We start from the raw sequence: 23,088 nt of genomic DNA on the forward strand, positions 1-23,088 counted from the left end.
GTTTAATTTAACAGTAATATTTTTTAGCATAAAAATACCTTTGGAGGTTTTAATTATGAGTAATTTAGAACACAGAGTAGGCGTAAGCGAAGCTAACTTAGTGCTTCGTCACTTAAAGTTAACAAATACTGATGAGGCTAAAATAGTAGCCATCATCAATGACATCGATGCGACGTTTGGTGTTGACGCAGTCAGTTTCGAATCGAAAAAGCAAACACTACACGTTGGTTACGATGCTACTCATTGCGAGCTAGACGGGATAGAAAATATTATTAAAGCCCATGGCGCAGATATATCGCATGATTGGTGGTCAAACTTTAAAGAAGGGTACTACCAATTTGTGGATGAAAATATCCGAGACAATGCAAAACACAAACCTTGGAGTTGTCACAAACTGCCGCCAGGGAGTCGGAAGTAAAGATAAACTTGTTCGTTTATCGATTTTTGAATGTTCAGAGGCCTTTCGCATTATTGAAAAAAGAGGTAGTGGTGCTGTTAGCTTTTCAAAGTACTGGGGATATATGTGCTTGAAGTGATCCAACAAAACGAAGATTCGGGTCATAGCGTTTCTTCATTGCTATCAATTTTTCGGTGTGCTGACCAAAATATTCGATTACGGCAGACTCTTCCCCCATATCATAGTTTTGGTACGCGTAACCATTAAAGAAGGGGGTGAGTCGCTTGTAGGTATCTTGTACCCAGGCAGCTACAAGTTCCTTACCTTGATTTTGCTTAGTAAGTCCGGTAATGCTACAGATGAAGGACGCATTTCTGTGAATAAATGCTGTTTCATTAGTACCTTTGTCTTGTATCGCACCGCAAAGAGGATCTAGCATTATACCACCAGAATCATCAGGGCATTCCTTATAACACGCTAATAGTATGTCAATAAACTTATCCGTTAATTCACCCTGAATAATTCCATGTTGCCAATATAAACCCAAACCACTTTCGTAGTTGTTTGATTGACATTCGATATACTGTTTCCGGTCAATTGATACTGTCGCACCTTCCCGCCATGAAGATACTGTCTTTAAACGATGTGACCTTGATTCACTAAACCCCATGATAGAAATATTAGCTTTGTGAGGCACAGAGTGGGCAATATAGGCATATAAAAACTGTGACTTTGGTCCCTCTAAAACTGCATGACTATAGGCTTTTAAGATATTTTTGGCCTCACTAATTGGCCACTCTATGGTTCCTCCTTCAACAAACTCAGGAGCAGGGTGCAGTGCAAATTCTATACTGACTACGACACCAAATTGACCGCCGCCACAGCCACGCAGTGCCCAATAAAGGTCTGGATGTTGATGAGGCGTCACTTTTAATAACTTTCCATCAGCCATGATGACATCGAATCGTGTGACGTTGTCGCAACTTAGTCCGTGTTTGCGCGAGAGGAAGCCAATTCCGCCGCCTAGTGTTGCACCAATAACACCTACATCAGGGCAAGTACCTAGCGGTACTACTTTGTTTATGCGAGATAAAAAGTGGTCTAAATGTTTATTCTTAACACCCGCACCAACACTCACATGCCCCCCATCGGCGCTGAGTGATATTTCTTGGAAGTTTGCCATATCAAGAACGACGCCACCATCAACTATAGAGGCTCCTTTAATTCCGTGTCCGCCACCCTTTATTGATATCAGCAAAGAGAGTTTATTAGCAAATTTGATCACTTCTATAATGTCATGTATCGACTGCGGTGTAGCAATCATCATAGGGTATTTAGAAACAGCCTTATTGAAAACTCGCCTGCGTTTCTCATATTCCGCACTGCCGAAGGTATTGACTTCGCCTCTCATTTTTCGTTGCAAAAACAGAGTCCTGTCAGCTTGCACGATAGGCGGCTCTCTAGTTTTACTCATATGAGTGAAATGGCTTAGTTCATTGATGTCTTTTAACAAATTCCATGATCTTGTTCCAAATGATGTTCGGCTGACAGACATTAACAATTCTTTTAAATATTTAGCCACGAGTGCAGTTGGGATAAGCTTATTTTGATCGTGCATTTCGCGCAAAAAATCCGATAAAGGTAACACATCACTTGACGCTTGGCGTATTTCAGCCTGCATTGGGGTATCTACGTTTCCAGGAGCAACGCTTGTAAATACTGCGATATTTGCAGTGACTTCTTGTCGGAAGCAGTCTGTTAGCGTATTGATGCCAGCTTTACTAATGCAATATGCGGATGCCCCAGTCACTGGAGTGATAGGGTGGTCGCTTGTTAAAAAAAGTACTCGGCTACGATTAAATTTAATAATACACAATTGAGTAATTAGCAAGGGCATTTCAAGGTTGACCTTATGATTTTTTCGCCAATCATCTAAATTTAATGAAGATAGTTTAACAATGGGTGAAACTAATCCAGCGCAATGCACCAAATAATCGACTTGCTGATAGTTTTCAAGAAAACGCTTAACAGAAGCAAATGCTGCATTGTGATTAAAGTCGACTTGTCTAATGAGCAACCTGTCTTTATACCTGTTTTTAAGGGGTAGTAGATTGTCTTTGTTTCTGCAAAATGCGATGACCAATAATTGTGAGTATTCAAATAGCAATTCATTAGTTAACGCCAAACCAATTCCAGACCCTGCACCAGTGATCACTGCGATTTTTTTCATTATTTTGCCCTGACTACCTATTTTCTACACGAAATATATCAGCTCATTTCTTCGTCAAAGAAAAAAAGATATTTGCTAGATTTAGGGTAAAAAGCATAAGTAAACTTAATGTTGATTGAAATAAGTAACTGGTTTAATTACGAAAATGTAATCGAACTGTAATCTAATCGTTGTGAATGCTTGATCTAAATCAACTATATTTAATGCGCAATAAATAAGATGACCGCTATGTAAAAGCAAAATGAAATTAGTGTTTTGATGTGAAGGCGAATTTACTATTTTGTTTTTTATAACTTTCACTAACATTAGAAAACGCCTAGAACCAAGTTCTTGACGAATTTTCGCTAACATAAGGTAATTCGCTATGCGAACCAAAGAAAAAATAAGACTCGCAACGGCTCTTTTTGGTGCTCTTACTGTGCAGTCTTCTCTTTATGCAAATGAATCCAATGATCGTTTTGTCCTTGTTGGTTACGGCGATGTAAAGTACGAAAACACCGATGTCGCAAATACAAGTGCTTTCTCGGCACGTTTTGTTCCGATATTTTTATTTAGTTTAAATGACAAGATGCACGTGGAAGCTGAACTTGAAGTTGGCTTAAATGAAGATGGGGAAACAGAAACTGAGCTTGAATATGCAGATATCCATTACTTCTTAAACGACAACACGACCATTACAGCAGGCAAATTTTTACTGCCGTTTGGACAATTTAGTGCCAACTGGCATCCCAGTTGGATCAATCGCAGCATCTGGACGCCTGGCATATATGGTGCCCACGGCTCTAGCCAAGCAATGGATCCCATGTTGCCTATTTTAAGTGATGTCGGTGTGGCAGCACAGCAAGTTTACCAAGTAGGATCCGCAAAGGTGTTTTTCGATGTCTTTATGACAAATGGACCTCGTTCAGAAGCAGAACATGACGAAGAAGAAGTAGTGGAAGACGACCATAATATTGCGTTTGCTCGCTTGTTTTCGCCTACGACCACACTCGATCCAGATGTGGATGAGGATGAACATGGCGAAGCCTTCCCTGAAGTCGAGTTTGAGGCGACGAGTTCAGACAACAATAGTAATAAGGCGTTTGGCGGCCGAATCGCCGTAGCTTTTCTCCCGTCAATTGAAATAGGCACGTCTTACTATCAGGGCGCTTATGATGAAGGTGGACAGCTGGATATTAGGGCTAATGGTATCGACATCAATTTGATCAGTACACACGCAATTTTGCGAGGCGAGTACATTCGCACTGAAACCGACGCGTTTGTAGAGCGAGATCATGAGGATGTAATTGATTCGTTTTCTCGCAATGGTTGGTTTTTACAAGGAACATTTTTTGTAGGCCATCTATTCGAAGAGCTAGGGAGTACCGAAATTGTTATTGAACATGCGCAAACCAAAAAAGTAGAAGAAGCCGAGCGATGGATGGTCGGTATTAATTACTGGTTGGATCCGCGTTCAGTCATCAAAGTGGGTTACGAAGATACAGACGTTGCTGATGGCCCTGACGACAAACGTTTCGCCGTGCAATTTAGTTATGGCTTCTAGGAGGACTAATTATGAAACATCAATCTACCATTAACATATTTGTGTTGTTTACTTCTTTATTCGCATCGCTTCACGTGCACAGTAGTGAACCACTGTCAGGCGCCGAATTGATAAATAATAATTGTGCGCGATGCCATAACAGCCGTCCAATACAAGAGTTTTCCATGAGTGAATGGAAAGTCATTATGCCTCATATGCGAGAAAAAGGCCCACTTAACCGGAACAGAAGTCCAAGCCATTCTCAAATTTATGGAAATTGCTTCAACACCTGTGCAAGCACCGAAAGTTCTTGCGAGTGTCAATAATACCGTTGAGCCAAGAGAAGTTCTGACTCGCTATGGTTGCCAAGGGTGTCATCAGGTGCAAGGCGCAGGAGGCACCCTTGGCCCGTCACTCGATAATATTATCAGCGAAAAAGGAATAGCATTTTTTGAGCGTAAAGTTAAAGAGCCTCAATTTAATAACTCTGCGTCAGCGATGCCGAAAATGCCCATAACCGATGAAGAAATCGCAGCATTGGTAGTGTTTTTGTCGCCTCAATAACGTAGCGCCGTCAAAAAAATACAGATTCAGTATAAGCAAAATTCATTTTTAAACATAATCTGCTCAATTGAGTATCACTAAAGGAAATAAAATCATGAAAACAATAACTTCATTATTATTCGCCAGCGTTTTAGTCATTTCACCTATTTCTGCTGTCTATGCACACCAAAACGCGGACAAGCATGAAATGCCGATGATGAAAGACCAAATGATGAAAAAAATGCAAAGTCATATGGAAGATATGCGAGCAATGTTAGCCGCGGTTAAAAAAGAAACAGATCCTAACAAACGAGAAGCAATGTTGCATGAGCATGCTAAAAAAATGGAAGGCATGATGGGCATGATGAAATCGGGTGACAGCAAGGGTATGAACAACATGAAAGGCATGAAACATAAACATGATGATATGTCGGCTGAGGATAAAATGGCGATGATGGAAAAGCGCATGAGTATGATGATGGACATGATGGAGCAGATGATGGGGCACGCAGCGGAAAAAAGTAAACCAAAGCATCAGCATAAAAAAAATTAGTCGTTTTATAGCAGGATAGGTGCAACGCGCCTATCCAAAACACCATCATCGTTGGATAATATTATGAATAGATTCATTAAGTTTTTTGCAATTGCTGTCTTAGCAATAGGCTTAGTTAGTGGTTGTACTAGTCAGGTTTACCATGACTATGTAATGAGCGGCCAAGTAGTCTCTGTTTCCGACCGACAAGCAGTTATTTGTGTGTCTGATACAGATGGATTGAAAGAGCATCAAGTCTTTAACGTGTTTCGAACAGTGTATGACCCGGCCGCGATAGCGGAAGGTGAAAGTGCATATTCTCGGGAATATATTGGAAAAATAAGACTGGGAAAATCTAAGAATCAACATTTTGCTGAAGCAACTGTGTTAGATGGTGAGATTGTTCGTTATGACATGGTTGAATTTGATCGTGATTTTTAATCCTCACGTCATTCTTTGGCTGTCACGCGCTGAGCTTAGAATAAATTCTAAGGAATACAAGTGGGGTGCTAAACTCGCAACGATTGCATTTAGCGCCTTCTTTGCCTTATCTTGCTCGGCTGCGACTCAAGTCACGGAGTCGATGGAAGAAGCTGGAAAACCTGAGCAAGCATTGCATAAACAAATAGAACAAACAGCTCCTAAGTCAACCAGCGACGACTTTGCAGATATTCAAAAAGCCTTGCGAGCATTAGACAATTCTCTCGCGCCCACAACACAAAAAAACATAAGCAGGGAGGCATACAGTCAGCCATCTTCAACTTCTGGTGAACCTAGTAATACAATTAAAACAGCAATGGGCATGGGAAAAAATAGCATGACAATGATGTCTAAATCCAATCAGTCTTGCATGGGAATGATGTGCAAAATGAAGATGAAAAATAGCTCAATGATGGGTGTGCATCAAAAAATACCACCAGTGGTAACGGATACAAATACGTTAATTACATTACCTGGCAAAAGCGACGCATTACATTTGTATCATCTTGGAGAAGACTCGTTTTTTATGAACTTCAAAGACGCTCTGTTTCTATCAGATGAGCAATTAAATCAATTAGTAAATATTCAGGACAAATGGCAAACCTTTCAAGTAAGCCAGACTGAAAAGCGAAGCAGATTAGAGTCAAGCTTATGGACGCTTACCTCCAAAGGATTACCGAATTTTAGTGATATTAAAAGTACAATCTCTGCAATTGAAATTATAAACAGTGAGCTTCGTATCCAATTCATCGTGTTGGTCGGTGAGGCTGTGTCAGTTTTAACACCGTCGCAACTATCTCAAATTGAAGCCCTTTGGCACAAACAAAAAGGGCTTTCGCAATGAGATTTTCGTTGTTGCCTATATTTACCCTGAAATGTCGGTTTGTACTTTTAATCATGTTTACCTTGACGGTAATAGGTTTTTCTTCTCAGCCAATGGCGCTTCAACAAGCTGAGAACGAAGAACATGCTGGACATCATCCAAGCAAAGATGAAAAACCAACTAATGAGATCCCAAGCATTCAGCCAGGTATTGACGCTTCCAGTATGATGGGTCCTGGTATGGGCAAAGGAATGGACAAAATGATGGAGAAAATGGGAGCGCCCAAACCCAAAGATCTCTATCCCTCTTTAATGAGAATGCAGTCAGCTACGCCTGAGCAAACGACACTTCTCTTGAGTAAAGCGACTGAGCGAATGCGATTAGGCAACGAACAACTTTCTAATGGGTTTATGTGGTTGGCAGAGGCCTCACAGGCAGAAGATTATGCCCAAATGCAAATCGCGCTTGAAACGGTAAAAGAGGGAATTTCCCATTTTGATAGTGGTCTTGCGACTAAACGTGCGCTGCTAGATGGACAGGAGCCAAGACGCGTAGCCTTAACGTGGTTCAAAACTCAGATGGATATACTGCCCAGCATACCTGAAGACAAACAGACTATTATTTTGGGAATGACGCCCTTTCACACTTCTATTATGGTGATTTTATTGCTCTTTGCTGTTGTCATGATATACGTATATGGATTTAAAATGCGTAGAGCATCCGCGTTGCTTGCGCAACTCAAAAATAATGAAAACAATACTAAGGCTTCAGGCACAAGTCAAAAAAACAACACTGGCTTACCCACAAATACTGATACGCCAATAGTTGATGTAGAAACAGCGACACCCGTCCCAACTAATAATGGTGTAAACAGTGACTTATCAGCCTCAATACCTGTAAATTCTGCTGACTCAGGGATGCGACGAAATGTGTTTAGCGGTGAGATGAAAGTCACAGCGATATTCATTGAAACCCATGATGTTAAAACATTTCGCTTTGCTCATCCGAACAATGACCTCATTCCTTTCAGTTACGAGCCGGGTCAATTTGTCACTTTTTCGCTGCAAATTGATGGCGTCGATAAGTTAGTTAAACGTTCTTATACAATAGCTTCATCACCCACACAAACACATTATTTTGAAGTCACCATAAAACGTGAAGAGCATGGTGTGGTATCTCGTTTTTTGCATGACAATGTAAAAGTGGGGGATTCGCTTAAGGTCAAAGCGCCAGGTGGAAAATTCTTTTTTAATGGGAAAGGCGAAAACAGTGTCATGCTCATATCAGGCGGTGTCGGGATCACCCCTATGATGAGCGCAGTAAGATATTTAACCACGACTTGTTGGGACGGTGATATATATTTTCTGTTTTGCACACGTACTACGAAGGACTTTATTTTTGAACAGGAGTTAAGGTATTTACAGGCTCGTTATTCAAATTTGAAAGTACTTGTGAGTATGACGCAAGCAAAGGGGACATCATGGATGGGTCCACAGGGGCGTTTGACCTCTGGATTAATTCAAGATTTTGTGCCTGAAATTGAAGCAAAAACTGCCCATATCTGCGGACCGCCAGCCATGATGGAGGCCATGAAGGGGATCCTTTCTGGTTTAGGCGTGCCTGAGAGCCAAATAAAAACGGAGGCTTTTGGGCCTGCAACTCCTAAAAGTCTTAATAAACCTAACGTTACTCAGCCTGTGCTAGAAAAAGTGAGTGAAAAGCAAATCACCTTTAGTCTTTCTGGTAAACAAGCTCCGGTTAATGCAGATGAAACAATCTTAGATGTTGCTGATTCACTCGATATTGATATTGATAACTCTTGCCGTGCCGGCTCATGTGGAAGCTGCAAAGTAAAGCTCACTAAAGGAGCCGTAGAAATGGACGTTGATGACGGGTTAGAGCCGCAAGATAAAAAAGAAGGATATATACTAGCATGTCAGGCTATCCCAACGTCTGATGTTGAGGTCGAAGCTTAAATGAATACACATGAGCGAAATTTAGTCGGTAGCTTAGTCGCACTCATGATTTTACTTTGGCTAGGCTTTTTGTGGCATCGCTCTTCACAGTTTCCGGGTAGTCTAAGCGGTTTTGTTGTCGGAGCACTAGCCAGCATATTGATGCTGATCCCACTTTTATATATGTTCATAAAGCGAACAAAGTCCCTAAAAAAGAGCATCACAAAATTCATTCCTATGGCAACTCTGCTCAAAATCCATATTTACGCGGGTGTGCTAGGACCAATATTGGCGTTGATACATAGCGCGCACAGATTTGCTAGTCCCGTCGGTATAATACTTGTGTTGTTTATGATGGTAGTGGTTCTGAGCGGTTTTGTAGGCCGATATGTACTTGGTTTAATATCAACGAAAATGAAAGAAAAAAAGCGTCAATTAAACGAGTTTCAACACGCATTAAATGACTCAAAAAACAACTTGAGAGATGGCGTTAGTAATGCTCAGTATGAAGCGTTTACTAAACGCACTTCAGATATCCTTCCGTCCTTTAGTCTAAGCTTGCTCGGCGCTAGACAAGGTAAATCATTGCTAAAAGAAAAAGAGTTGCTGAAGATAGTGGATGCCATCTCAGACATCGAATATAGCATTATGATCCATAACACAGCAAAAACTTGGTTTTCTCGCTGGTTGAAGTTTCACATCTTTATTTCAATGACGCTATATTGTGTTCTGTTTATACATATAGCAAGTGAGGTTTATTTCGGGCTTAGGTGGCTATAATGAAATGGTTTGTCGGTGTATTAGCAATCATAGTCTTAGCGTTTGGCCTGAGTCATTTTTGGCACGAGCCTGAAGATTTATCCAAATTAGATTGGGAGCAGGCAATAAGCCCTGGCTCACTTAGTCAATCTCATTCCTTTATTGATAACGATTGTTTAAGTTGTCATACCCCAATTAAAGGGGTAGAGAGAGATAAATGTGTTGCTTGTCATGCGAATGATACGCATATTGTTGCGCGTCAACCAACCGCCTTCCATGCTGATATACAGGAGTGCACCAGTTGCCATATTGAGCATGAAGGTCTTAATGCCAATATCTCTAAGATGGATCATGGTGCGTTGGTTGATATTGGCTTTGACATGCTTCCAAATCTTGATATGCCTTTTGACGAGGACGCCACAACCATTGAACTTGTTACTTATTTGCTCGCGAATAAACAAAGACCTGAACCGCTCTTTGTTCACCCTGAAGTAACCAACAAAGAGGCTTTACTCAATTGTTTACAGTGTCATAGCAATGACGATAAACATTTTGGTTTGTTTGGAAACGACTGTGTGCAATGTCATAGCACAAATACATGGTCATTACCTAAATATACGCATCCTTCTAGTCAGTCACGTGATTGCAACCAATGCCATGAAGCACCGCCGAGCCATTACATGCAACATTTTAAGATGATTTCAGCAAAAGTAGCCGGCGAGCCTAAAGCAAAAGTAGAGGCATGTTACGCTTGCCATCAATCGACGACTTGGAATGATATTAAACGTGCTGGGTGGTATAAGCATCATTAGTGCATCCCTGAGCTCGGCCATTGTCTATATTACAATGCAGAAAAGTAAAAGTAATTCTACATGCTCGCAAAAACGTCGCTTGGCAAGGTCATTAATCATCATTTTGGCTTAGTTTTTGCTTATAAATAGATACAACTTCATTATTAAACTATCAAGTTCGATACAAACAATCAAGGAAATACAAAATGGTAAACTTAGATACCTCGTCAAATCTCATTATCCTTAACCAACCAAGTAAAACCGTAAACGATGCCTCAGAACGACAAGAATCGAAATGTTGTAACAAAGAAAAATTTGCTGAAAGTCTAGACGAAGCATTCCAGTCACTTTCGCCGCAAAAAAAGAACTAAGCGGCAAATATTGTCCGTTTGTGTCTCGGGCGTTTGTACGCTAATTCATAAGCTCTGACGGCATGATATATATATCGATTTTGTCCTAAGCAATAGCTGTCGAAAAGACGCCATTGCTTACTTTGGCATTTGAACCTGGGGTTTTGCGCCCATCCCCTCGAAATTAACCTTAGTCTAAATTTTTAAGCTTTTTTCTAACTCTAATTACCGTACTTCGACTAACTCCAACTGCTTCAGCCGTTTTATTAATACTAAATCCAGCTTCAGTAAACGAGGCAATCCTATCATGAGCCTCTAAATCAGGCTGACGACCGTGATAAAGTCCCTTTTGCTGTGCTTTTACAATACCTTCTTTTTGCTTACGTTCACGTTCTCGATATTCTTTATATGCACTGGCCGCTAATATTTCTAACAGCATATTATTAATAGCACTAAGTATTGATCTCATAAAATCATCACTTGGAAAACTGCCAAATGTTAAATGACTGGTTGGTAGATCTAAACTAACAACACTAATTCCTTTTTCATTTATTGAGGCTACAAGAGTTTTCCAATCATCAGGGCTTAGCCTTGTTAAACGATCGATTGATTCAACTAACAAAACATCACCGGACTCTGATTCATCCAATAAACGAATTAGCTCTGGTCTATCTAAAGAATTACCAGATTTATTTTCTATATAAAAAGAAGCAATTCGTTTGCTGAAGCCAGAAACGAATTTTTTTAATGAGCTTTTTGCTCTATTTGCATCTTGCTCAGAAGTTGATGCTCGTAAATATGCTCTTATGAACATTTTTGCCTAATTAGGTCTATTTAGATGGTGTCATATCATATAGGTTTATTTAAGTGGTGTCATTACGTAATTGCCTGTGATATATTAACAGTATCTTTAGGGTGTACTCATGTAGAACTGCATGTAATAACACTAATTTGGACTTTGATAATGAAAAAGGATAAACCATACATTGTTGTGGTTTAATATTGTTGTAACAACGGTAACTTTACTTATTTAATAGAAGAAAAAACAAAATCAATTAGCGATGTTTAAACTGGTATTCATTGATGGTCACTTTAATTAGATATAAAGTAAGTAAACAAAAAGTCAGTAAGGTAATTGATAACGTGTCTAAACGAACCATAAGTATGTTGGCTAAAGAACTGAGTGTAAATGTCGAAACAATTCGCTTTTATGAACGCAAAGGCTTAATTAAACAACCACCAAAGCCTATGCAGGGCTATAGACATTACCCGAAAGAAACGGTAAATAGAATACATTTTATCAAGCGTTCTCAAGAATTAGGTTTTACGCTAAATGAGATTGAAGGGTTACTTGCGTTAAACGATAGTCCATGTAGTAAAGTACAAGAATTAGCTAATAAAAAGCTGATCGCAGTACAAAAAAAGATGGCTGACTTGTTGTTGTTAAGAACACGCTTTGGAAGAACATTTAGGACAATGCCAAAATAATGATGACGATAGCCACTGCCCAATAATTGATTCGTTGCAACCGAAGTAAATGATTCACTTAACTACCATTTCCCACTAAAACAGCATATCCAATTTTACTTCTGCGCCTTAATTCAAGTTAGCTTATTCCCCGTATCTGTCGTAGCAGATTATCAAAGATAAATTTTTTATAAATCACCCTTGACTCCGTACTTAGGTACATGCAATACACTTGCATTATCACTTAATGAGGTATCTATATGAATCAAAAAGAATCAAACCTTCCAATGATAGGAGGCATCATAGCAGCATTAGGCGCAGGCGTATGCTGTGTAGGTCCTTTGCTCCTGTTATTACTTGGGGTAAGTGGCTCATGGATTGGTAATTTAACTGCATTTGAACCCTATAGGCCATTATTTATCGCATTTGTAGTGTTGTTGTTTGGTTACTCAGGTTGGAAAATTTACCGTCCTGTAGAAGAGTGTGAGCCGGGAACGGCCTGTGCAATTCCTAAGAAACAGCAACAACGAAAAGTCATTTTCTGGCTGAGCGCTATAGTTGCGACAATTTTAGTGACCAGTAATTATTGGATACTTTTGTTTGCTTAATATACAGATCAAGAAATTTATAACATTTTAAAATTTGGAGCTAATTATGAAAAAATTATTATTAACCGCACTGCTTTCACTTTCTAGTTTTGGTGCTTTTGCTGAAGTAAAAACAGTTACACTGGAAGTGCCAACGATGAACTGTGCGACATGTCCAATCACAGTTAAAAAGTCATTAGAAAATGTTGATGGCGTTGAAAATGCGAAAGTTACCTACAAGCCTAAGCTAGCTGTTGTTTCTTTTGATGACACTAAAACCAACATCAATGCATTAATTGCAGCGACTACCAACGCTGGCTACCCTTCAAATTTAAAAAGTGAAAATAAGTAATGTTTAGCCCCTTAGAACTAGTTACGCGTATCGGAGATAAAGCAGGCTCTATAGGTGCACTTGTTTCGGCAATGGGATGCGCCATGTGTTTTCCCGCGATAGCTAGTCTTGGTGCGGCAATTGGGATGGGATTTCTTAGTCAGTGGGAAGGGGTATTTATCAATACGTTGTTACCACTGTTTGCAGTATTAGCGCTGGCAATGAATATCTTAGGCTGGTTTAGCCATCGTCAATGGCACCGTAGTTTTATCGGTTCAATTGGCCCCATTTTGGTTTTACTCTCTTTATACCCTTGGTTCCAGTACGGGTGGAGTTCATACGTTACTTATACGGGGCTAGGACTAATGGTTGCTGTATCAATTTGGGACATGGTTTCTCCTGCGAATAAACGCTGTGATGATGAAACTTGTACCGCTTAACTTTTTAAGAGGAATAAAATATGTCAACGAATAGTTGTTGCTCGTCAAATGACATCCAGCCAGAACAATTACATGTAGCCATTATTGGTAGTGGTTCAGGGGCCTTTGCCAGTGCGATTAAAGCAGCAGAAGGCGGAGCAAGAGTTACTATCATTGAAGGAGCCGATGTAATCGGAGGTTGCTGTGTAAATGTCGGCTGTGTTCCTTCAAAAATATTGATCCGTGCTGCGCAATTAGCGCATCAGCAACGTACTAACCCGTTTGATGGTTTAGAAAATATTCAGCCACAACTTAGCCGCTCCTTATTAGCACATCAGCAAAACGCTCGCGTCGAAGAACTACGCGATGCTAAATATCAACGTATTTTAGAGAGTAATCCCGCGCTATCTTTACTTAAAGGTTATGCACGTTTTAAAAATCAAAATACCTTGCTAGTTCACAAGTCTGATGGTAGTGAAGAAGAGCTGGTTGCAGATCGCATTTTAATTGCAACAGGCTCTACACCAAGCATTCCGCCAATTAAGGGTTTAGTTGATACACCTTATTGGACATCAACAGAAGCCTTATTTGCAGAAGAGTTACCGAGTAGTCTAGTTGTCATCGGCTCCTCCGTTGTTGCTCTGGAAATTGCGCAAGCTTATGCCCGTTTAGGTAGCCGTGTGACAATTCTAGCCAGACATACCCTTTTATATGCTGAAGATCCGTTATTAGGTGAAAAACTGGCAGAGTGCTTTGAAAAAGAAGGTATTAGGGTACTTAATAATACGCAAGCAAGTCATGTTTCTTATGATAGCAATGGTTTTTCATTGGAAACTAACGAAGGAACATTAATCGCTGAAAAATTGCTTATCTCTACGGGTCGCCATGCAAATACTGGAAAGCTTGGTTTAGAAAATGTTGGTGTTGAAACAGATAAAAGTGGTGCCATTGTTGTTAATAGTATGATGGAAACATCAACAGCTAACATTTATGCCGCTGGAGATTGCTCCAATATGCCACAATTTGTTTATGTTGCTGCTGCTGCCGGAAGTAGGGCTGGAATTAATATGACAGGTGGAAATGCGCAACTCGACTTATCTACCATGCCTGCTGTTATATTCACCGACCCACAAGTTGCTACGGTAGGTCTAACCGAAGTACAAGCTTCAGCGGTAGGAATAAATACGATAAGTCGTGTACTTGATATGGAAAACGTACCAAGAGCTTTAGCAAATTTTGAAACGGATGGTTTTATCAAGTTGGTAGCTGAAGAATCCACGGGAAAACTGATAGGCGCACAAATTTTAGCCCATGAAGGCGGAGAACTGATTCAAAGTGCGGCTCTTGCTATTCATAATAAAATGACAGTCGAAGAATTGGCAGGTCAACTATTTCCGTATTTGACGATGGTTGAAGGATTGAAGTTATGCGCTCAAACCTTTAGCAAAGACGTTAAAGAGCTATCTTGCTGCGCAGGGTAATCATTTAACGGTAATGTACTTACAGAAATGTTAATGGAGTGCCAATTGATTGAATGTAATCAAGATATCTTAAGGCATTCCATTAACAACACAAATTGGAAGCATGCTAAATCATGATTAAATCTAAGGTTGAAAACATTCCTGTTGGTGAAGTCAGTTTTTTGACAGAGATACCTGACATCAATAAGTTCATTAGTAGTGATGATGATGCGTTGGATTTTCCTTTGAGTATTTCTCAACTGGCACTAGCTGCACAAACATCTGTCCATACGGTAAGAAATTATGTTCTTGAGAACTTAGTACACTGCGAAGAAAAAACTAAGTCAGGCCATTCACTTTACGGCTTATGTGCATTTGTTAATTTGCACCGCTATGGAGCCATTCCACTTGCGGCGTAATGGCGCCACCTAATTTGCGGTTAATGGCGCCACCCGATTTGCGGTTAATGGCGCCACTTTAGTCACCCTTTTTCCCCTCAAACTTCATTGTAAATAGCGTATCTTTGTGTCTACTTTTTAGACAAGGAGATGCGCATGGCAAACAAGAGGTTTGAAATGTATCAATATCGACAAATACTTGTTCGGATGCGAATGGGTGAATCTAATCGTGCTATTGCCCAAAGTGGCCTAATGGGCAGAAAAAAAGCGCAGAAGTTAAGAGAAACAGCACAGGCACAAGGCTGGCTAGATAAGCTGAAGCCACTACCCGATAATGCTGAATTAGCAACGGTGCTTAATGTGACGGTGCACACGCCATCGTCGAGTATGTCCAGTGTGTTACCGCATGCAGACAAGGTAAAAACATGGATGAAAAGTGGTGTACAAGCCACGACTATTCACCAACAACTTGCCCAAAACTATGGGTTTACCGGTAGCTACTGGTCTGTCATTCGTTACATTAATAGTGTTAAAGAGAAAGAACCAGGTAGTGTCTCAACTGTCATGGAGTTCGACCCAGCAGATGCCGTACAAGTTGACTTCGGCGCAGGTCCGCTGATGGTGGATACGCGCACCGGTGAGCTGCGTAAAACATGGGTGTTTGTGATGACGCTGGCGTGGAGTCGCCATATGTATGGCGAATTCATCTGGGACCAAAGTACCGCCACATGGTTATCGTGCCACCGCCGTGCCTTTGAATGGTTCAACGGTGTGCCAAAACGCGTGATAATAGACAACCCCAAATGCGCTATCACCAAAGCATGTTATCACGACCCTGACGTGCAACGGGCTTATGCGGAGTGTGCAAAAGGCTATGGTTTCTTAATTGCCCCTTGTCCAGTGCGCGATCCGCAAAAGAAAGGACGAGTTGAATCCAACGTTAAGTACATTAAAAATGCGTTTGTGCCGCTTCGGGAGTTTCGTAGCCTAAGCGATGCTAATGCACAGTTAAAAGAGTGGTTAGTCAGTGTGGCGGGCAACCGTAAGCACGGCACAACGCGCAAACATCCTTTAACGCAGTTCAAGGAAGTGGAGCAAGAGTTACTAAAACCCTTGCCTGACGTGCCGCCTGAAGAAGCGGTATGGGCACAAGCAAAAGTCCATGGCGATGGTCATGTGCAATTCGAGCATTGCCGCTACTCAGTGCCATATTTACTTATTCGCCAAACCGTGTGGATACGCGCTGGGGATGCCACGGTGCGTATTTACCAACAGCACGAACTCAAAGCCACTCATGGACGATTACGCCACCAAGGCGGGCGATCAACCGTGCCTGAGCACCAACCACCTGCGGCCCAAGCCTACAACATGCAAGATCCGCAATACTGTTTAACCCAAGCCAGAAAGGTTGGGGAATACTGCCATCTATTTATCGAAAGACTGTTTGCCAGTCGCGTACTGGATAACCTGCGTGCGGCGCAAGGCGTAGTTGGCTTCGCTAAACGTTATGGGCCTGTGCGCTTAGAAAGAGCCTGCTGCCGCGCTTTAACGTTCGACAATGTGCGCTACAGCGCCATTAAGCAAATACTGGAAAAAGGCTTAGATGAACTCCCCCATGAAACCAATGCCTTCGATAGTTTAAGCGACAGCTACACCGGCAAAGGCCGCTTCCATCGTGACCCCAACAAACTTATCCCCCATTAAAAACACAAGGAACAATGACCATGATTAACCCTATTCCAGAATTATCACCCTTACTTAAGCAACTGCGCCTATCAGGTATGACTGATTCATTGGCTCAGCGTAATCGCGAAGCCATTGAGCATCAGATGACATACCCTGAGTTTTTAGCCTTACTCGTGCAAGATGAAGTCGCCAGACGAGACCAAAAGAAATATGCCACACGGCTGCGCCGTGCAGGCTTTAAATGCAATAAAACCCTAGAGAGCTTCGACTTAACCACCAACCCCAATCTTAACCGTGCCTATGTGCAAGAGTTAGCAACATGCGGCTTCATTGATGAAAAAGTCCCTGTACTGATAGCAGGGCCATGCGGCACTGGTAAAAGTCATTTAGCCCAAGCGATTGGGCATTGCGCAGTGCAAAAAGGCGTTGACGTATTATTCTTTACGCAAGCGAAACTCCTAGCGAATCTGTATGCAGCACGAGCTACCAACAGCTATGAAAAGCGCTTCCAAACCTTAGCTAAAGTACCGCTACTTATTATTGATGACTTCGGCTTAAAGCCACTGAAATCGCCACAAGACGAGGACTTACATGACTTGATTGATGAGCGGTACGAACAAAGTGCCACCATCATTACCAGCAACTTAGACTTTACTGAATGGGGTGATGCCTTCCCAAATAAACTCCTTGGCTCAGCTACTCTCGACCGGCTTCGCCACAACGCATATCGATTAATATTAGAAGGAGAAAGTTATAGAAGATTAAGAGAAGAAAGCACCACTAAAAACAAACAAACTGGACTCGCTTCAAAAAGCGGTCAATAATCAACTTGTTTGAGGGCAAAAAGAGCACTTCTAGGTGGCTCCATTAGGCCGCAAATGGGTGGCGCCATTAGGGTGCAAATTGACAGCATTAAAGAGATTAAAGTTCATTCGAGCAGCAAGGGCGGCAGGTCTTCTTGTAGTTGATATCAAGCCATTACTAATGGCAATAGATGCAGGAGAAAGAAAAGTTCCTGAAGACATCCAAAAGCTGCTACTTACTAAAATCGAGCATAGAAAAGTATTTTTAAATCTAGTAACAAACCAAATTGAAGAGTTTTGCAATTAGAACAATTATAGAACAGTTCATGGCTCGACTAAAAACTTGTTAGCTTATCTGTTTTCTATCAATGTTAGCTTGTATATATCAAGCATATAGAATATCAACACCTCCAATTTTTAATGGCACTTTGATGCGCAGTACCTTTTGAATTAGAAATACAAACAGATGGCATTCTTTAACTTATTGATTCTACATCACTAAGTAAACCAGCTAAGTCGATTTCTTTGCGGTCTTTATTAAAGGCATATTCCCCATTTAGATTAATGTGTTGCCAAGCAACAGGTGAAAGCCGAGAAATAACATCAACCACATCTTGCCTACCGTTCCTCTCTTGGATTTGTAAAAATGCCGATAGTAACGCGGAATTATAATAAATAATGCAATTTGAAATGAGTCGAGCACAATCGTTCCATTGTGATACTTGGTAATCATTCCCCCCACGAAATTTATTGCCATTAACTGAAGTAATAGCACGTTTTAACTGATGGTATGCTTCACCTCTGTTCAAGGCTTGCTGGACGTAATGACGCAACGTTGAATTATCAACATACTCCAAAACATAAATAGATTTAATTAAACGGTCGTACTCATGCAATGCTGACAATCTTCGGCTCTTGCCGTTACTCAACTTTCTAATGATTGTGCTTTGAGTGGTGGTTTTACGACTCAATGAACAAACAATATGCTGAATATTGTCCCATTCTTCAGCAATTAGCTTATGATTAATATCTTTCTTTAATTGAATACGGCCTCCGTTCTCTTCAGTCACTTCAAATAGCTCAAAAAACACCTTTTTCATTTTCGCGTATCGAGGGGCGAATGTGTAACCAAAGAAATCTAATATAGCGAAGTTAACATTATTGGTACCATGCGTATCGGTCGATAAGGTATTAGGCTGTATATCTGAAGAGTTGTTATAGAGTAAGTCAAAAGCAAAGTGACCTTCATATTCGTTAGCGCCAATGACTTGCGTACTCACCGGAACATGATTAGAAACCAATGTTAATGCTGAAACACCTTTACCTTTGGAGAAGTACTTAGACGAATACCGAGCCTAAAACGTATTTATGCGACACTCAAATTTTTGACCATCAATGCTTGAAAACAACTGATTATCGTCCACATGGTAATAGGCAAATATTGGCAACGTGGCTATAGCATTAGAAACCTGATCATTAGACGTTTTGAGTGTTTCATATCTGACATAACTATCATCTACACTGCGTAATTTACCCATTGAACGGTCAGAGATATTCGCCATTTTATATAGGCCGTAATTGGTGCCGTTTGCCAATATACAGGCGATCAGATCTTCTTTATTTACTGGTGATTTTTCTTTAGTTGCTGATATGTGTGTAAATGAATTTAAGTAACCTGTCTTTTGATCAACAAACAACATGAGTTCAACGATACCCATGTGTTGAATTTGATTGTAGAGCGGGTTTTCAATTGTTTGTTGCCAACGGCTGTTAGGAATTGACCACTTGAGTTCGGCTTTGCCAGGAATAAACTCAACATACTTATTATCACCACTAAAGATATGCTCGCTTGCTTCCTTCAGCTTAACTTCTAATTGTTGGCTCTTATCTGCGAGTGTTTGGTTAATCGGTGTTGCCAGCTTATCAAGGCCAGTGTTTTCAATGATTGTCTCTTTTTGCTGCCATTCTTTAGGTTGTATAAGATCTGACGTTAAACTACGGTTATTAACGCTTTCTTTCACCGTTAAGCTATTACTGTGAAATAATTGTTCGGCTTTACGATAAAGGAAATACTCAAATCGATTAGCAATTAATTTGGTATTTTCTCCCTCTAAATACTCTCGGTCATGTTTAGGTACCACATCGATGTTAATGGTTTGGATAGCCTTTAATTCACTAAGTTCAGAATGTGCCATAACATACTGCTCATGGAGTTCATCCTTTAAATGAATGAACTCAATATCGATAGACATAAATAATGAGCGGATAAGTTTTTTAATTTTACTGGATTGTTTATCAATAAATTGCCATTCGTACTGACGGCCATCAAAGTCGTTATTATCTAAGTGATCACTTAACAGTTTAATACTGTCAGCAGGGATCAATTCAAAGGCTTTTTTACGTACATCACCAAAGCTTAAATCATCGTCCATATCGGTATCGATGAAGTACTTTAATAAACTACCAGCGGATTTTAATTTGGTTCTTACAATGGTTACATCTTCAACAATACGCTGCTTTGCATAGCCTTTAGCTGATTCGGTTAACTTCCTTACCAAGTAAATAAATGCAGCAACAAGATTGTCGTTAGTCTCTCGGTACCTGAAGAACAAGTAACAAACGAGATATAAAATAGTTTGGCTATCTGCGTGTCTTCTAAGCTTATAAACGGACTTGTGCTTTACCAGTGAAGCATAGTATTCAAGATTTTTAGGTGATAGCTCCAGTTCAGCAATCAGTGACTTAATTTCTGGATAAAGCGAGCGTATAATTTTATGCGTCTTCAGCTCTTGGGTGATTTGGCTCGTTGAAAAGTCCTTAGCCATTTTCTTTAACTTGGCTAAGTCAGTAAAGGTATTATTTGACTCAAGTAATTTAAGTAATGTTTTTCTGGTACCTGAAGACAAACTATCAAGCAGCACCATTTCAATTCGGTTACGCTCATTTGATAATACCGTAGAAATAGTGTCTTGCAGCGTTGTATAACCAGCTAGCGCTATTCTGTTTTGACCAAAATAAGCAATACATTCATCAAAAACATACCTTGGTTCAAGGTTGATTTTTACAACATCGTTAAGCCTTTTTAATAGCGGCTCTTTATCTAACTTGCTTTGGTATGCTGTAAACCCTGTATATTTTAATAACTTATTAATCAGCTTAGTTTTTGTTGTTGGTGATAAATCCTCAAGAGACATATCTTTATCGCTGAAATACTTGGATCTTACATAATCTAAATCATTACTGACTTGAGTAAATGAGAAATTAAATACTATTGGCCGTGACCTAAAGTAACCAAGCAGTAAGATAAAATACACTCTGGTTTCAATACGTCTTAATTCGTTGACGAGCCTTTGAGTTTCACTATCTAACGAAAAATAATCATCACGATCTTTACGGTTAAAATTGGGTAAGGCATAGAGTTCGTTGATTTCTGATTCGCTGAGAATTTGTATACGCTTGGTGTTTGATGAAGAAATAGTGGTAAGCCTTTCTTGTTATTTTTAATCAGCATACCTTAATCAATGAGGTTAATGTTTACCAGTCAACTGCTTAACATTACCATAAAGCCGATTTAAGCGACTAAAGTGGTAAACTTTTCATAAGATAGTTTACCACTGTGTATTATTACTTAAGAATACTAATGCCGATTTCGAGGGGATGGGCTAAATAATACAAACTGTGTTATTCAAGGGGTGAAGTCCAATGGTACGAAAAGTTACTCTAAGCGTGAAAATTCAAGCTAAGGTTAATTTCGAGGGGATGGGCGCAAAACCCCTTAAAGGTAGGTGATTGCTTTCTTAGGGTCGGAATTTGGTCTGAAATGAAGCTATCTGCAGTTGCTCCGGTCGATTCACGCACTAATTGTATTACTCTCTCATCACTTAGTTTCCCATATACTTTAGAAGCATGAATTTCACCACCTAATTGCTTCCAAGCAAAAGCAACACTGTAGATTGAATTTAGTGTCAGTGAATTGATTAGTGGATCGGTTGTGAAGTAAACGACCGAGGGGTTAATAGGGCGGTGACCGAGTGTGCCGCGAGCGCCAACAAACAAGACTAGGACGATTAATACAAAAGAGGCAAGCAAAGTCAGTCGAGGCTTCTCATTTCTTTTTTGTTGTTGTGATACGACAAGTAAACACTGTTCGTTATTGACAATGCGCGTTATTAGCTTCCATATAAACAATGAACTAATGACAAGCAAAACTGTGGTAATTAACACCGGCAATAAATGACCTTCCATTAACATGCCAAATACTTCTTTTGGATAAACTAAATATTCAATGAATAGGCGATTAGGGCGAAGGTCGTATTCGTTGATGAATTTGGGCGTTGCTAGTTCAAAAAACAATACTGAAACAGCACAAACGAAAAACCAAAGCCGTAAGACTGACAGCCAAATTTTGGCGAACTTGGAGTAGAGCATTAGAGAATGCAATAAAGCGGGTATGAACAGCAAATATGACAGCGTACTGATATCGATGCGCAAACCGTTGAGCAACACTAATACAGACGTTGATAAATTCTCGACTCTTTCATATTGCCAAACTAGAATACCAGCACGGAACAATGAGAGCATTGTGAGTATAAAAATAAATAAAAGTAAAAATGGTCTAAGTACTTTATATAGGGTGGTGGCTTTTGGCATGCATGTTCTATATGTTCAGTAAAATGGTTACTGATAATACAAAAGTGAACTTAAGAGAAACTGAAGAAAGCTATAAGATCGACTGAACTGTTTAATGATGATTTTTAACAAATCATCCGTAAACGATATTAGTATCAGTGACATTTGGGACACAGAATGTGCGTTATGAGTGAGCCTTTTTTATTACAATGTTTGTCGCAGTTGCAATAAGTGCCTCAACCATGATTTTTATTGACCACCACATTAACAACATTTGCGATGCAAGTTGCGAATTCAACCAATGTCTCAATAGTTCAACTAAACGCTCAGATGCGAATACAAAGTCCATGAACCGATAACTATTAGGATAATACCTCCAAACGCTTCAGCTCTTTTCCCAACTAAGGCGCCCAAGCCTCTTCCTAATAAGGCCCCAATAGTCACCATTAGAGAGGTTGCAAGACCTATCAATACGGAGGCTACAACAATATTTACATCCAAAAATGCAAACGTGACGCCCACTGTCATTGCGTCAATACTGGTACCCAACGCAGTTAACATTGTGGCAGCTAGTGCGCGATTTTTACCTAAAGAGCGAGAAGAAATCTCTGTTTCTTCAGCTTGGAAACTGACATATAACATATGCAGGCCCAGTGAAAACAACAGGATAAAAGCTATCCAATGGTCTACTTCCTGAACGTAAGAAGAGCCTGCCGAACCAATTGCCCAACCGATGATAGGAGTTATACCTTCAATGACACCAAATATTAGCCCCATTTTTAGTGCATTTAGAATACGTGGGTTTTTAAGTTGTGCTCCTTTGCTAATTGAAACGGCGAACGCATCACTAGACATAGCAAACGCGATCAAAATTAATGCAAAAATACTCATAAATAATGTTTCCTAAAACAGAGTATTAAATTCGT

22 protein-coding genes and 2 pseudogenes are annotated in these 23,088 nt (G+C 40.2%); 19 read left to right on the forward strand and 5 right to left on the reverse strand.

Features of this window, described 5'->3' with window-relative positions:
• Nucleotides 1-55: 55 nt before the first annotated feature.
• Nucleotides 56-418: a cation transporter gene (locus AC0L6H_RS15240; protein WP_473389971.1), complete on the forward strand. Its 363-nt coding sequence runs from the start codon at nucleotides 56-58 to the stop codon at nucleotides 416-418.
• Between the two features lie 85 nt (nucleotides 419-503).
• Here the strand turns inward: AC0L6H_RS15240 and AC0L6H_RS15245 are convergent, their stop codons facing one another.
• Nucleotides 504-2,627, reverse strand: a complete 2,124-nt coding sequence (locus AC0L6H_RS15245; RefSeq protein WP_473389972.1) for an SDR family NAD(P)-dependent oxidoreductase — start codon at nucleotides 2,625-2,627, stop codon at nucleotides 504-506.
• Nucleotides 2,628-2,991: 364 nt separating this feature from the next.
• On the opposite strand from AC0L6H_RS15245, the gene AC0L6H_RS15250 reads away from it, so the two are divergent.
• From AC0L6H_RS15250 to AC0L6H_RS15290, 9 genes are all read left to right on the forward strand, one after another.
• On the forward strand, nucleotides 2,992-4,170 hold the full coding sequence (locus tag AC0L6H_RS15250) for a porin (protein WP_412970995.1): 1,179 nt from the start codon (nucleotides 2,992-2,994) through the stop codon (nucleotides 4,168-4,170).
• A 168-nt stretch (nucleotides 4,171-4,338) separates the two neighbouring features.
• On the forward strand, nucleotides 4,339-4,713 hold the full coding sequence (locus AC0L6H_RS15255; protein WP_473389974.1) for a c-type cytochrome: 375 nt from the start codon (nucleotides 4,339-4,341) through the stop codon (nucleotides 4,711-4,713).
• Between the two features lie 94 nt (nucleotides 4,714-4,807).
• On the forward strand, nucleotides 4,808-5,245 hold the full coding sequence (locus tag AC0L6H_RS15260) for a hypothetical protein (RefSeq protein ID WP_412970997.1): 438 nt from the start codon (nucleotides 4,808-4,810) through the stop codon (nucleotides 5,243-5,245).
• A 63-nt stretch (nucleotides 5,246-5,308) separates the two neighbouring features.
• Nucleotides 5,309-5,665 (forward strand): hypothetical protein, encoded by a 357-nt coding sequence (locus tag AC0L6H_RS15265; protein ID WP_411694577.1) that lies wholly within the window; start codon nucleotides 5,309-5,311, stop codon nucleotides 5,663-5,665.
• The gene (locus tag AC0L6H_RS15270) at nucleotides 5,634-6,548 is read left to right on the forward strand and encodes a hypothetical protein (protein WP_473389975.1); all 915 of its coding nucleotides are present in this window, start codon (nucleotides 5,634-5,636) and stop codon (nucleotides 6,546-6,548) included. The genes AC0L6H_RS15265 and AC0L6H_RS15270 overlap by 32 nt, the downstream gene beginning before the upstream one ends.
• Entirely contained in the window at nucleotides 6,545-8,503 is a 1,959-nt protein-coding gene (locus tag AC0L6H_RS15275) for a 2Fe-2S iron-sulfur cluster-binding protein (protein WP_473389976.1), read from the forward strand. The genes AC0L6H_RS15270 and AC0L6H_RS15275 overlap by 4 nt, the downstream gene beginning before the upstream one ends.
• Nucleotides 8,504-9,262, forward strand: coding sequence for a hypothetical protein (locus tag AC0L6H_RS15280; protein WP_473389978.1), 759 nt, complete (start codon nucleotides 8,504-8,506; stop codon nucleotides 9,260-9,262).
• Nucleotides 9,262-10,053 (forward strand): hypothetical protein, encoded by a 792-nt coding sequence (locus AC0L6H_RS15285; protein WP_473389979.1) that lies wholly within the window; start codon nucleotides 9,262-9,264, stop codon nucleotides 10,051-10,053. Before AC0L6H_RS15280 ends, AC0L6H_RS15285 begins: the two co-directional genes overlap by 1 nt.
• A 185-nt stretch (nucleotides 10,054-10,238) precedes the next feature.
• Complete coding sequence (locus AC0L6H_RS15290) at nucleotides 10,239-10,403, forward strand: hypothetical protein (protein ID WP_473389981.1); 165 nt, start codon at nucleotides 10,239-10,241, stop codon at nucleotides 10,401-10,403.
• A 169-nt stretch (nucleotides 10,404-10,572) separates the two neighbouring features.
• On the opposite strand, the gene AC0L6H_RS15295 is transcribed toward AC0L6H_RS15290, so the two are convergent.
• Nucleotides 10,573-11,196: a recombinase family protein gene (locus AC0L6H_RS15295; RefSeq protein ID WP_008467336.1), complete on the reverse strand. Its 624-nt coding sequence runs from the start codon at nucleotides 11,194-11,196 to the stop codon at nucleotides 10,573-10,575.
• A gap of 350 nt (nucleotides 11,197-11,546) precedes the next feature.
• Here AC0L6H_RS15295 and merR point away from each other — a divergent pair.
• The 9 genes and pseudogenes from merR to AC0L6H_RS15340 all read left to right on the forward strand — a co-directional run bounded on the left by merR (nucleotide 11,547) and on the right by AC0L6H_RS15340 (nucleotide 17,840).
• Nucleotides 11,547-11,919 (forward strand): annotated as a pseudogene (gene merR / locus AC0L6H_RS15300) (Hg(II)-responsive transcriptional regulator).
• A 190-nt stretch (nucleotides 11,920-12,109) separates the two neighbouring features.
• Nucleotides 12,110-12,457: a mercuric transporter MerT family protein gene (locus AC0L6H_RS15305; protein WP_016899520.1), complete on the forward strand. Its 348-nt coding sequence runs from the start codon at nucleotides 12,110-12,112 to the stop codon at nucleotides 12,455-12,457.
• A gap of 46 nt (nucleotides 12,458-12,503) precedes the next feature.
• Nucleotides 12,504-12,788 carry a mercury resistance system periplasmic binding protein MerP gene (gene merP, locus AC0L6H_RS15310; RefSeq protein WP_008110847.1) on the forward strand — a complete coding sequence of 95 codons (285 nt, stop codon included), beginning with the start codon at nucleotides 12,504-12,506 and terminating at the stop codon, nucleotides 12,786-12,788.
• On the forward strand, nucleotides 12,788-13,207 hold the full coding sequence (gene merC / locus AC0L6H_RS15315; RefSeq protein WP_008467331.1) for an organomercurial transporter MerC: 420 nt from the start codon (nucleotides 12,788-12,790) through the stop codon (nucleotides 13,205-13,207). The genes merP and merC overlap by 1 nt, the downstream gene beginning before the upstream one ends.
• A gap of 20 nt (nucleotides 13,208-13,227) precedes the next feature.
• Nucleotides 13,228-14,667 carry a mercury(II) reductase gene (gene merA, locus AC0L6H_RS15320; protein WP_008467329.1) on the forward strand — a complete coding sequence of 480 codons (1,440 nt, stop codon included), beginning with the start codon at nucleotides 13,228-13,230 and terminating at the stop codon, nucleotides 14,665-14,667.
• A 113-nt stretch (nucleotides 14,668-14,780) separates the two neighbouring features.
• Nucleotides 14,781-15,065, forward strand: coding sequence for a MerR family transcriptional regulator (locus AC0L6H_RS15325; RefSeq protein ID WP_473389982.1), 285 nt, complete (start codon nucleotides 14,781-14,783; stop codon nucleotides 15,063-15,065).
• 156 nt (nucleotides 15,066-15,221) lie between these two features.
• Nucleotides 15,222-16,748 (forward strand): IS21 family transposase, encoded by a 1,527-nt coding sequence (gene istA, locus AC0L6H_RS15330; RefSeq protein WP_473394556.1) that lies wholly within the window; start codon nucleotides 15,222-15,224, stop codon nucleotides 16,746-16,748.
• A gap of 20 nt (nucleotides 16,749-16,768) precedes the next feature.
• Nucleotides 16,769-17,554 carry an IS21-like element helper ATPase IstB gene (gene istB, locus AC0L6H_RS15335; RefSeq protein WP_473389983.1) on the forward strand — a complete coding sequence of 262 codons (786 nt, stop codon included), beginning with the start codon at nucleotides 16,769-16,771 and terminating at the stop codon, nucleotides 17,552-17,554.
• A gap of 79 nt (nucleotides 17,555-17,633) precedes the next feature.
• The gene (locus AC0L6H_RS15340) at nucleotides 17,634-17,840 is read left to right on the forward strand and encodes a MerR family DNA-binding protein (RefSeq protein ID WP_473389985.1); all 207 of its coding nucleotides are present in this window, start codon (nucleotides 17,634-17,636) and stop codon (nucleotides 17,838-17,840) included.
• Nucleotides 17,841-18,009: 169 nt separating this feature from the next.
• Here the strand turns inward: AC0L6H_RS15340 and AC0L6H_RS15345 are convergent.
• The 3 genes and pseudogenes from AC0L6H_RS15345 to AC0L6H_RS15355 all read right to left on the reverse strand — a co-directional run bounded on the left by AC0L6H_RS15345 (nucleotide 18,010) and on the right by AC0L6H_RS15355 (nucleotide 23,053).
• Nucleotides 18,010-21,009: pseudogene (locus AC0L6H_RS15345) on the reverse strand (Tn3 family transposase).
• A 244-nt stretch (nucleotides 21,010-21,253) separates the two neighbouring features.
• Nucleotides 21,254-22,183, reverse strand: a complete 930-nt coding sequence (locus tag AC0L6H_RS15350) for a hypothetical protein (RefSeq protein ID WP_473389986.1) — start codon at nucleotides 22,181-22,183, stop codon at nucleotides 21,254-21,256.
• Nucleotides 22,184-22,480: 297 nt separating this feature from the next.
• The gene (locus tag AC0L6H_RS15355; protein WP_473389988.1) at nucleotides 22,481-23,053 is read right to left on the reverse strand and encodes a manganese efflux pump MntP; all 573 of its coding nucleotides are present in this window, start codon (nucleotides 23,051-23,053) and stop codon (nucleotides 22,481-22,483) included.
• Between the last annotated feature and the right edge of the window lie 35 nt (nucleotides 23,054-23,088).

This window comes from Glaciecola sp. G7-5, from assembly GCF_055808975.1.

Excerpts from the sequence above, each read along its gene's own strand:
- AC0L6H_RS15240 (WP_473389971.1), top strand. The coding sequence starts at position 56 with ATGAGTAATTTAGAACACAGAGTAGGCGTAAGCGAAGCTAACTTAGTG.
- AC0L6H_RS15245 (WP_473389972.1), bottom strand. The coding sequence starts at position 2,627 with ATGAAAAAAATCGCAGTGATCACTGGTGCAGGGTCTGGAATTGGTTTG.
- AC0L6H_RS15250 (WP_412970995.1), top strand. The coding sequence starts at position 2,992 with ATGCGAACCAAAGAAAAAATAAGACTCGCAACGGCTCTTTTTGGTGCT.
- AC0L6H_RS15260 (WP_412970997.1), top strand. The coding sequence starts at position 4,808 with ATGAAAACAATAACTTCATTATTATTCGCCAGCGTTTTAGTCATTTCA.
- AC0L6H_RS15265 (WP_411694577.1), top strand. The coding sequence starts at position 5,309 with ATGAATAGATTCATTAAGTTTTTTGCAATTGCTGTCTTAGCAATAGGC.
- AC0L6H_RS15270 (WP_473389975.1), top strand. The coding sequence starts at position 5,634 with ATGACATGGTTGAATTTGATCGTGATTTTTAATCCTCACGTCATTCTT.
- AC0L6H_RS15275 (WP_473389976.1), top strand. The coding sequence starts at position 6,545 with ATGAGATTTTCGTTGTTGCCTATATTTACCCTGAAATGTCGGTTTGTA.
- AC0L6H_RS15280 (WP_473389978.1), top strand. The coding sequence starts at position 8,504 with ATGAATACACATGAGCGAAATTTAGTCGGTAGCTTAGTCGCACTCATG.
- AC0L6H_RS15285 (WP_473389979.1), top strand. The coding sequence starts at position 9,262 with ATGAAATGGTTTGTCGGTGTATTAGCAATCATAGTCTTAGCGTTTGGC.
- AC0L6H_RS15290 (WP_473389981.1), top strand. The coding sequence starts at position 10,239 with ATGGTAAACTTAGATACCTCGTCAAATCTCATTATCCTTAACCAACCA.
- AC0L6H_RS15295 (WP_008467336.1), bottom strand. The coding sequence starts at position 11,196 with ATGTTCATAAGAGCATATTTACGAGCATCAACTTCTGAGCAAGATGCA.
- AC0L6H_RS15305 (WP_016899520.1), top strand. The coding sequence starts at position 12,110 with ATGAATCAAAAAGAATCAAACCTTCCAATGATAGGAGGCATCATAGCA.
- merP (WP_008110847.1), top strand. The coding sequence starts at position 12,504 with ATGAAAAAATTATTATTAACCGCACTGCTTTCACTTTCTAGTTTTGGT.
- merC (WP_008467331.1), top strand. The coding sequence starts at position 12,788 with ATGTTTAGCCCCTTAGAACTAGTTACGCGTATCGGAGATAAAGCAGGC.
- merA (WP_008467329.1), top strand. The coding sequence starts at position 13,228 with ATGTCAACGAATAGTTGTTGCTCGTCAAATGACATCCAGCCAGAACAA.
- AC0L6H_RS15325 (WP_473389982.1), top strand. The coding sequence starts at position 14,781 with ATGATTAAATCTAAGGTTGAAAACATTCCTGTTGGTGAAGTCAGTTTT.
- istA (WP_473394556.1), top strand. The coding sequence starts at position 15,222 with ATGTATCAATATCGACAAATACTTGTTCGGATGCGAATGGGTGAATCT.
- istB (WP_473389983.1), top strand. The coding sequence starts at position 16,769 with ATGATTAACCCTATTCCAGAATTATCACCCTTACTTAAGCAACTGCGC.
- AC0L6H_RS15350 (WP_473389986.1), bottom strand. The coding sequence starts at position 22,183 with ATGCCAAAAGCCACCACCCTATATAAAGTACTTAGACCATTTTTACTT.
- AC0L6H_RS15355 (WP_473389988.1), bottom strand. The coding sequence starts at position 23,053 with ATGAGTATTTTTGCATTAATTTTGATCGCGTTTGCTATGTCTAGTGAT.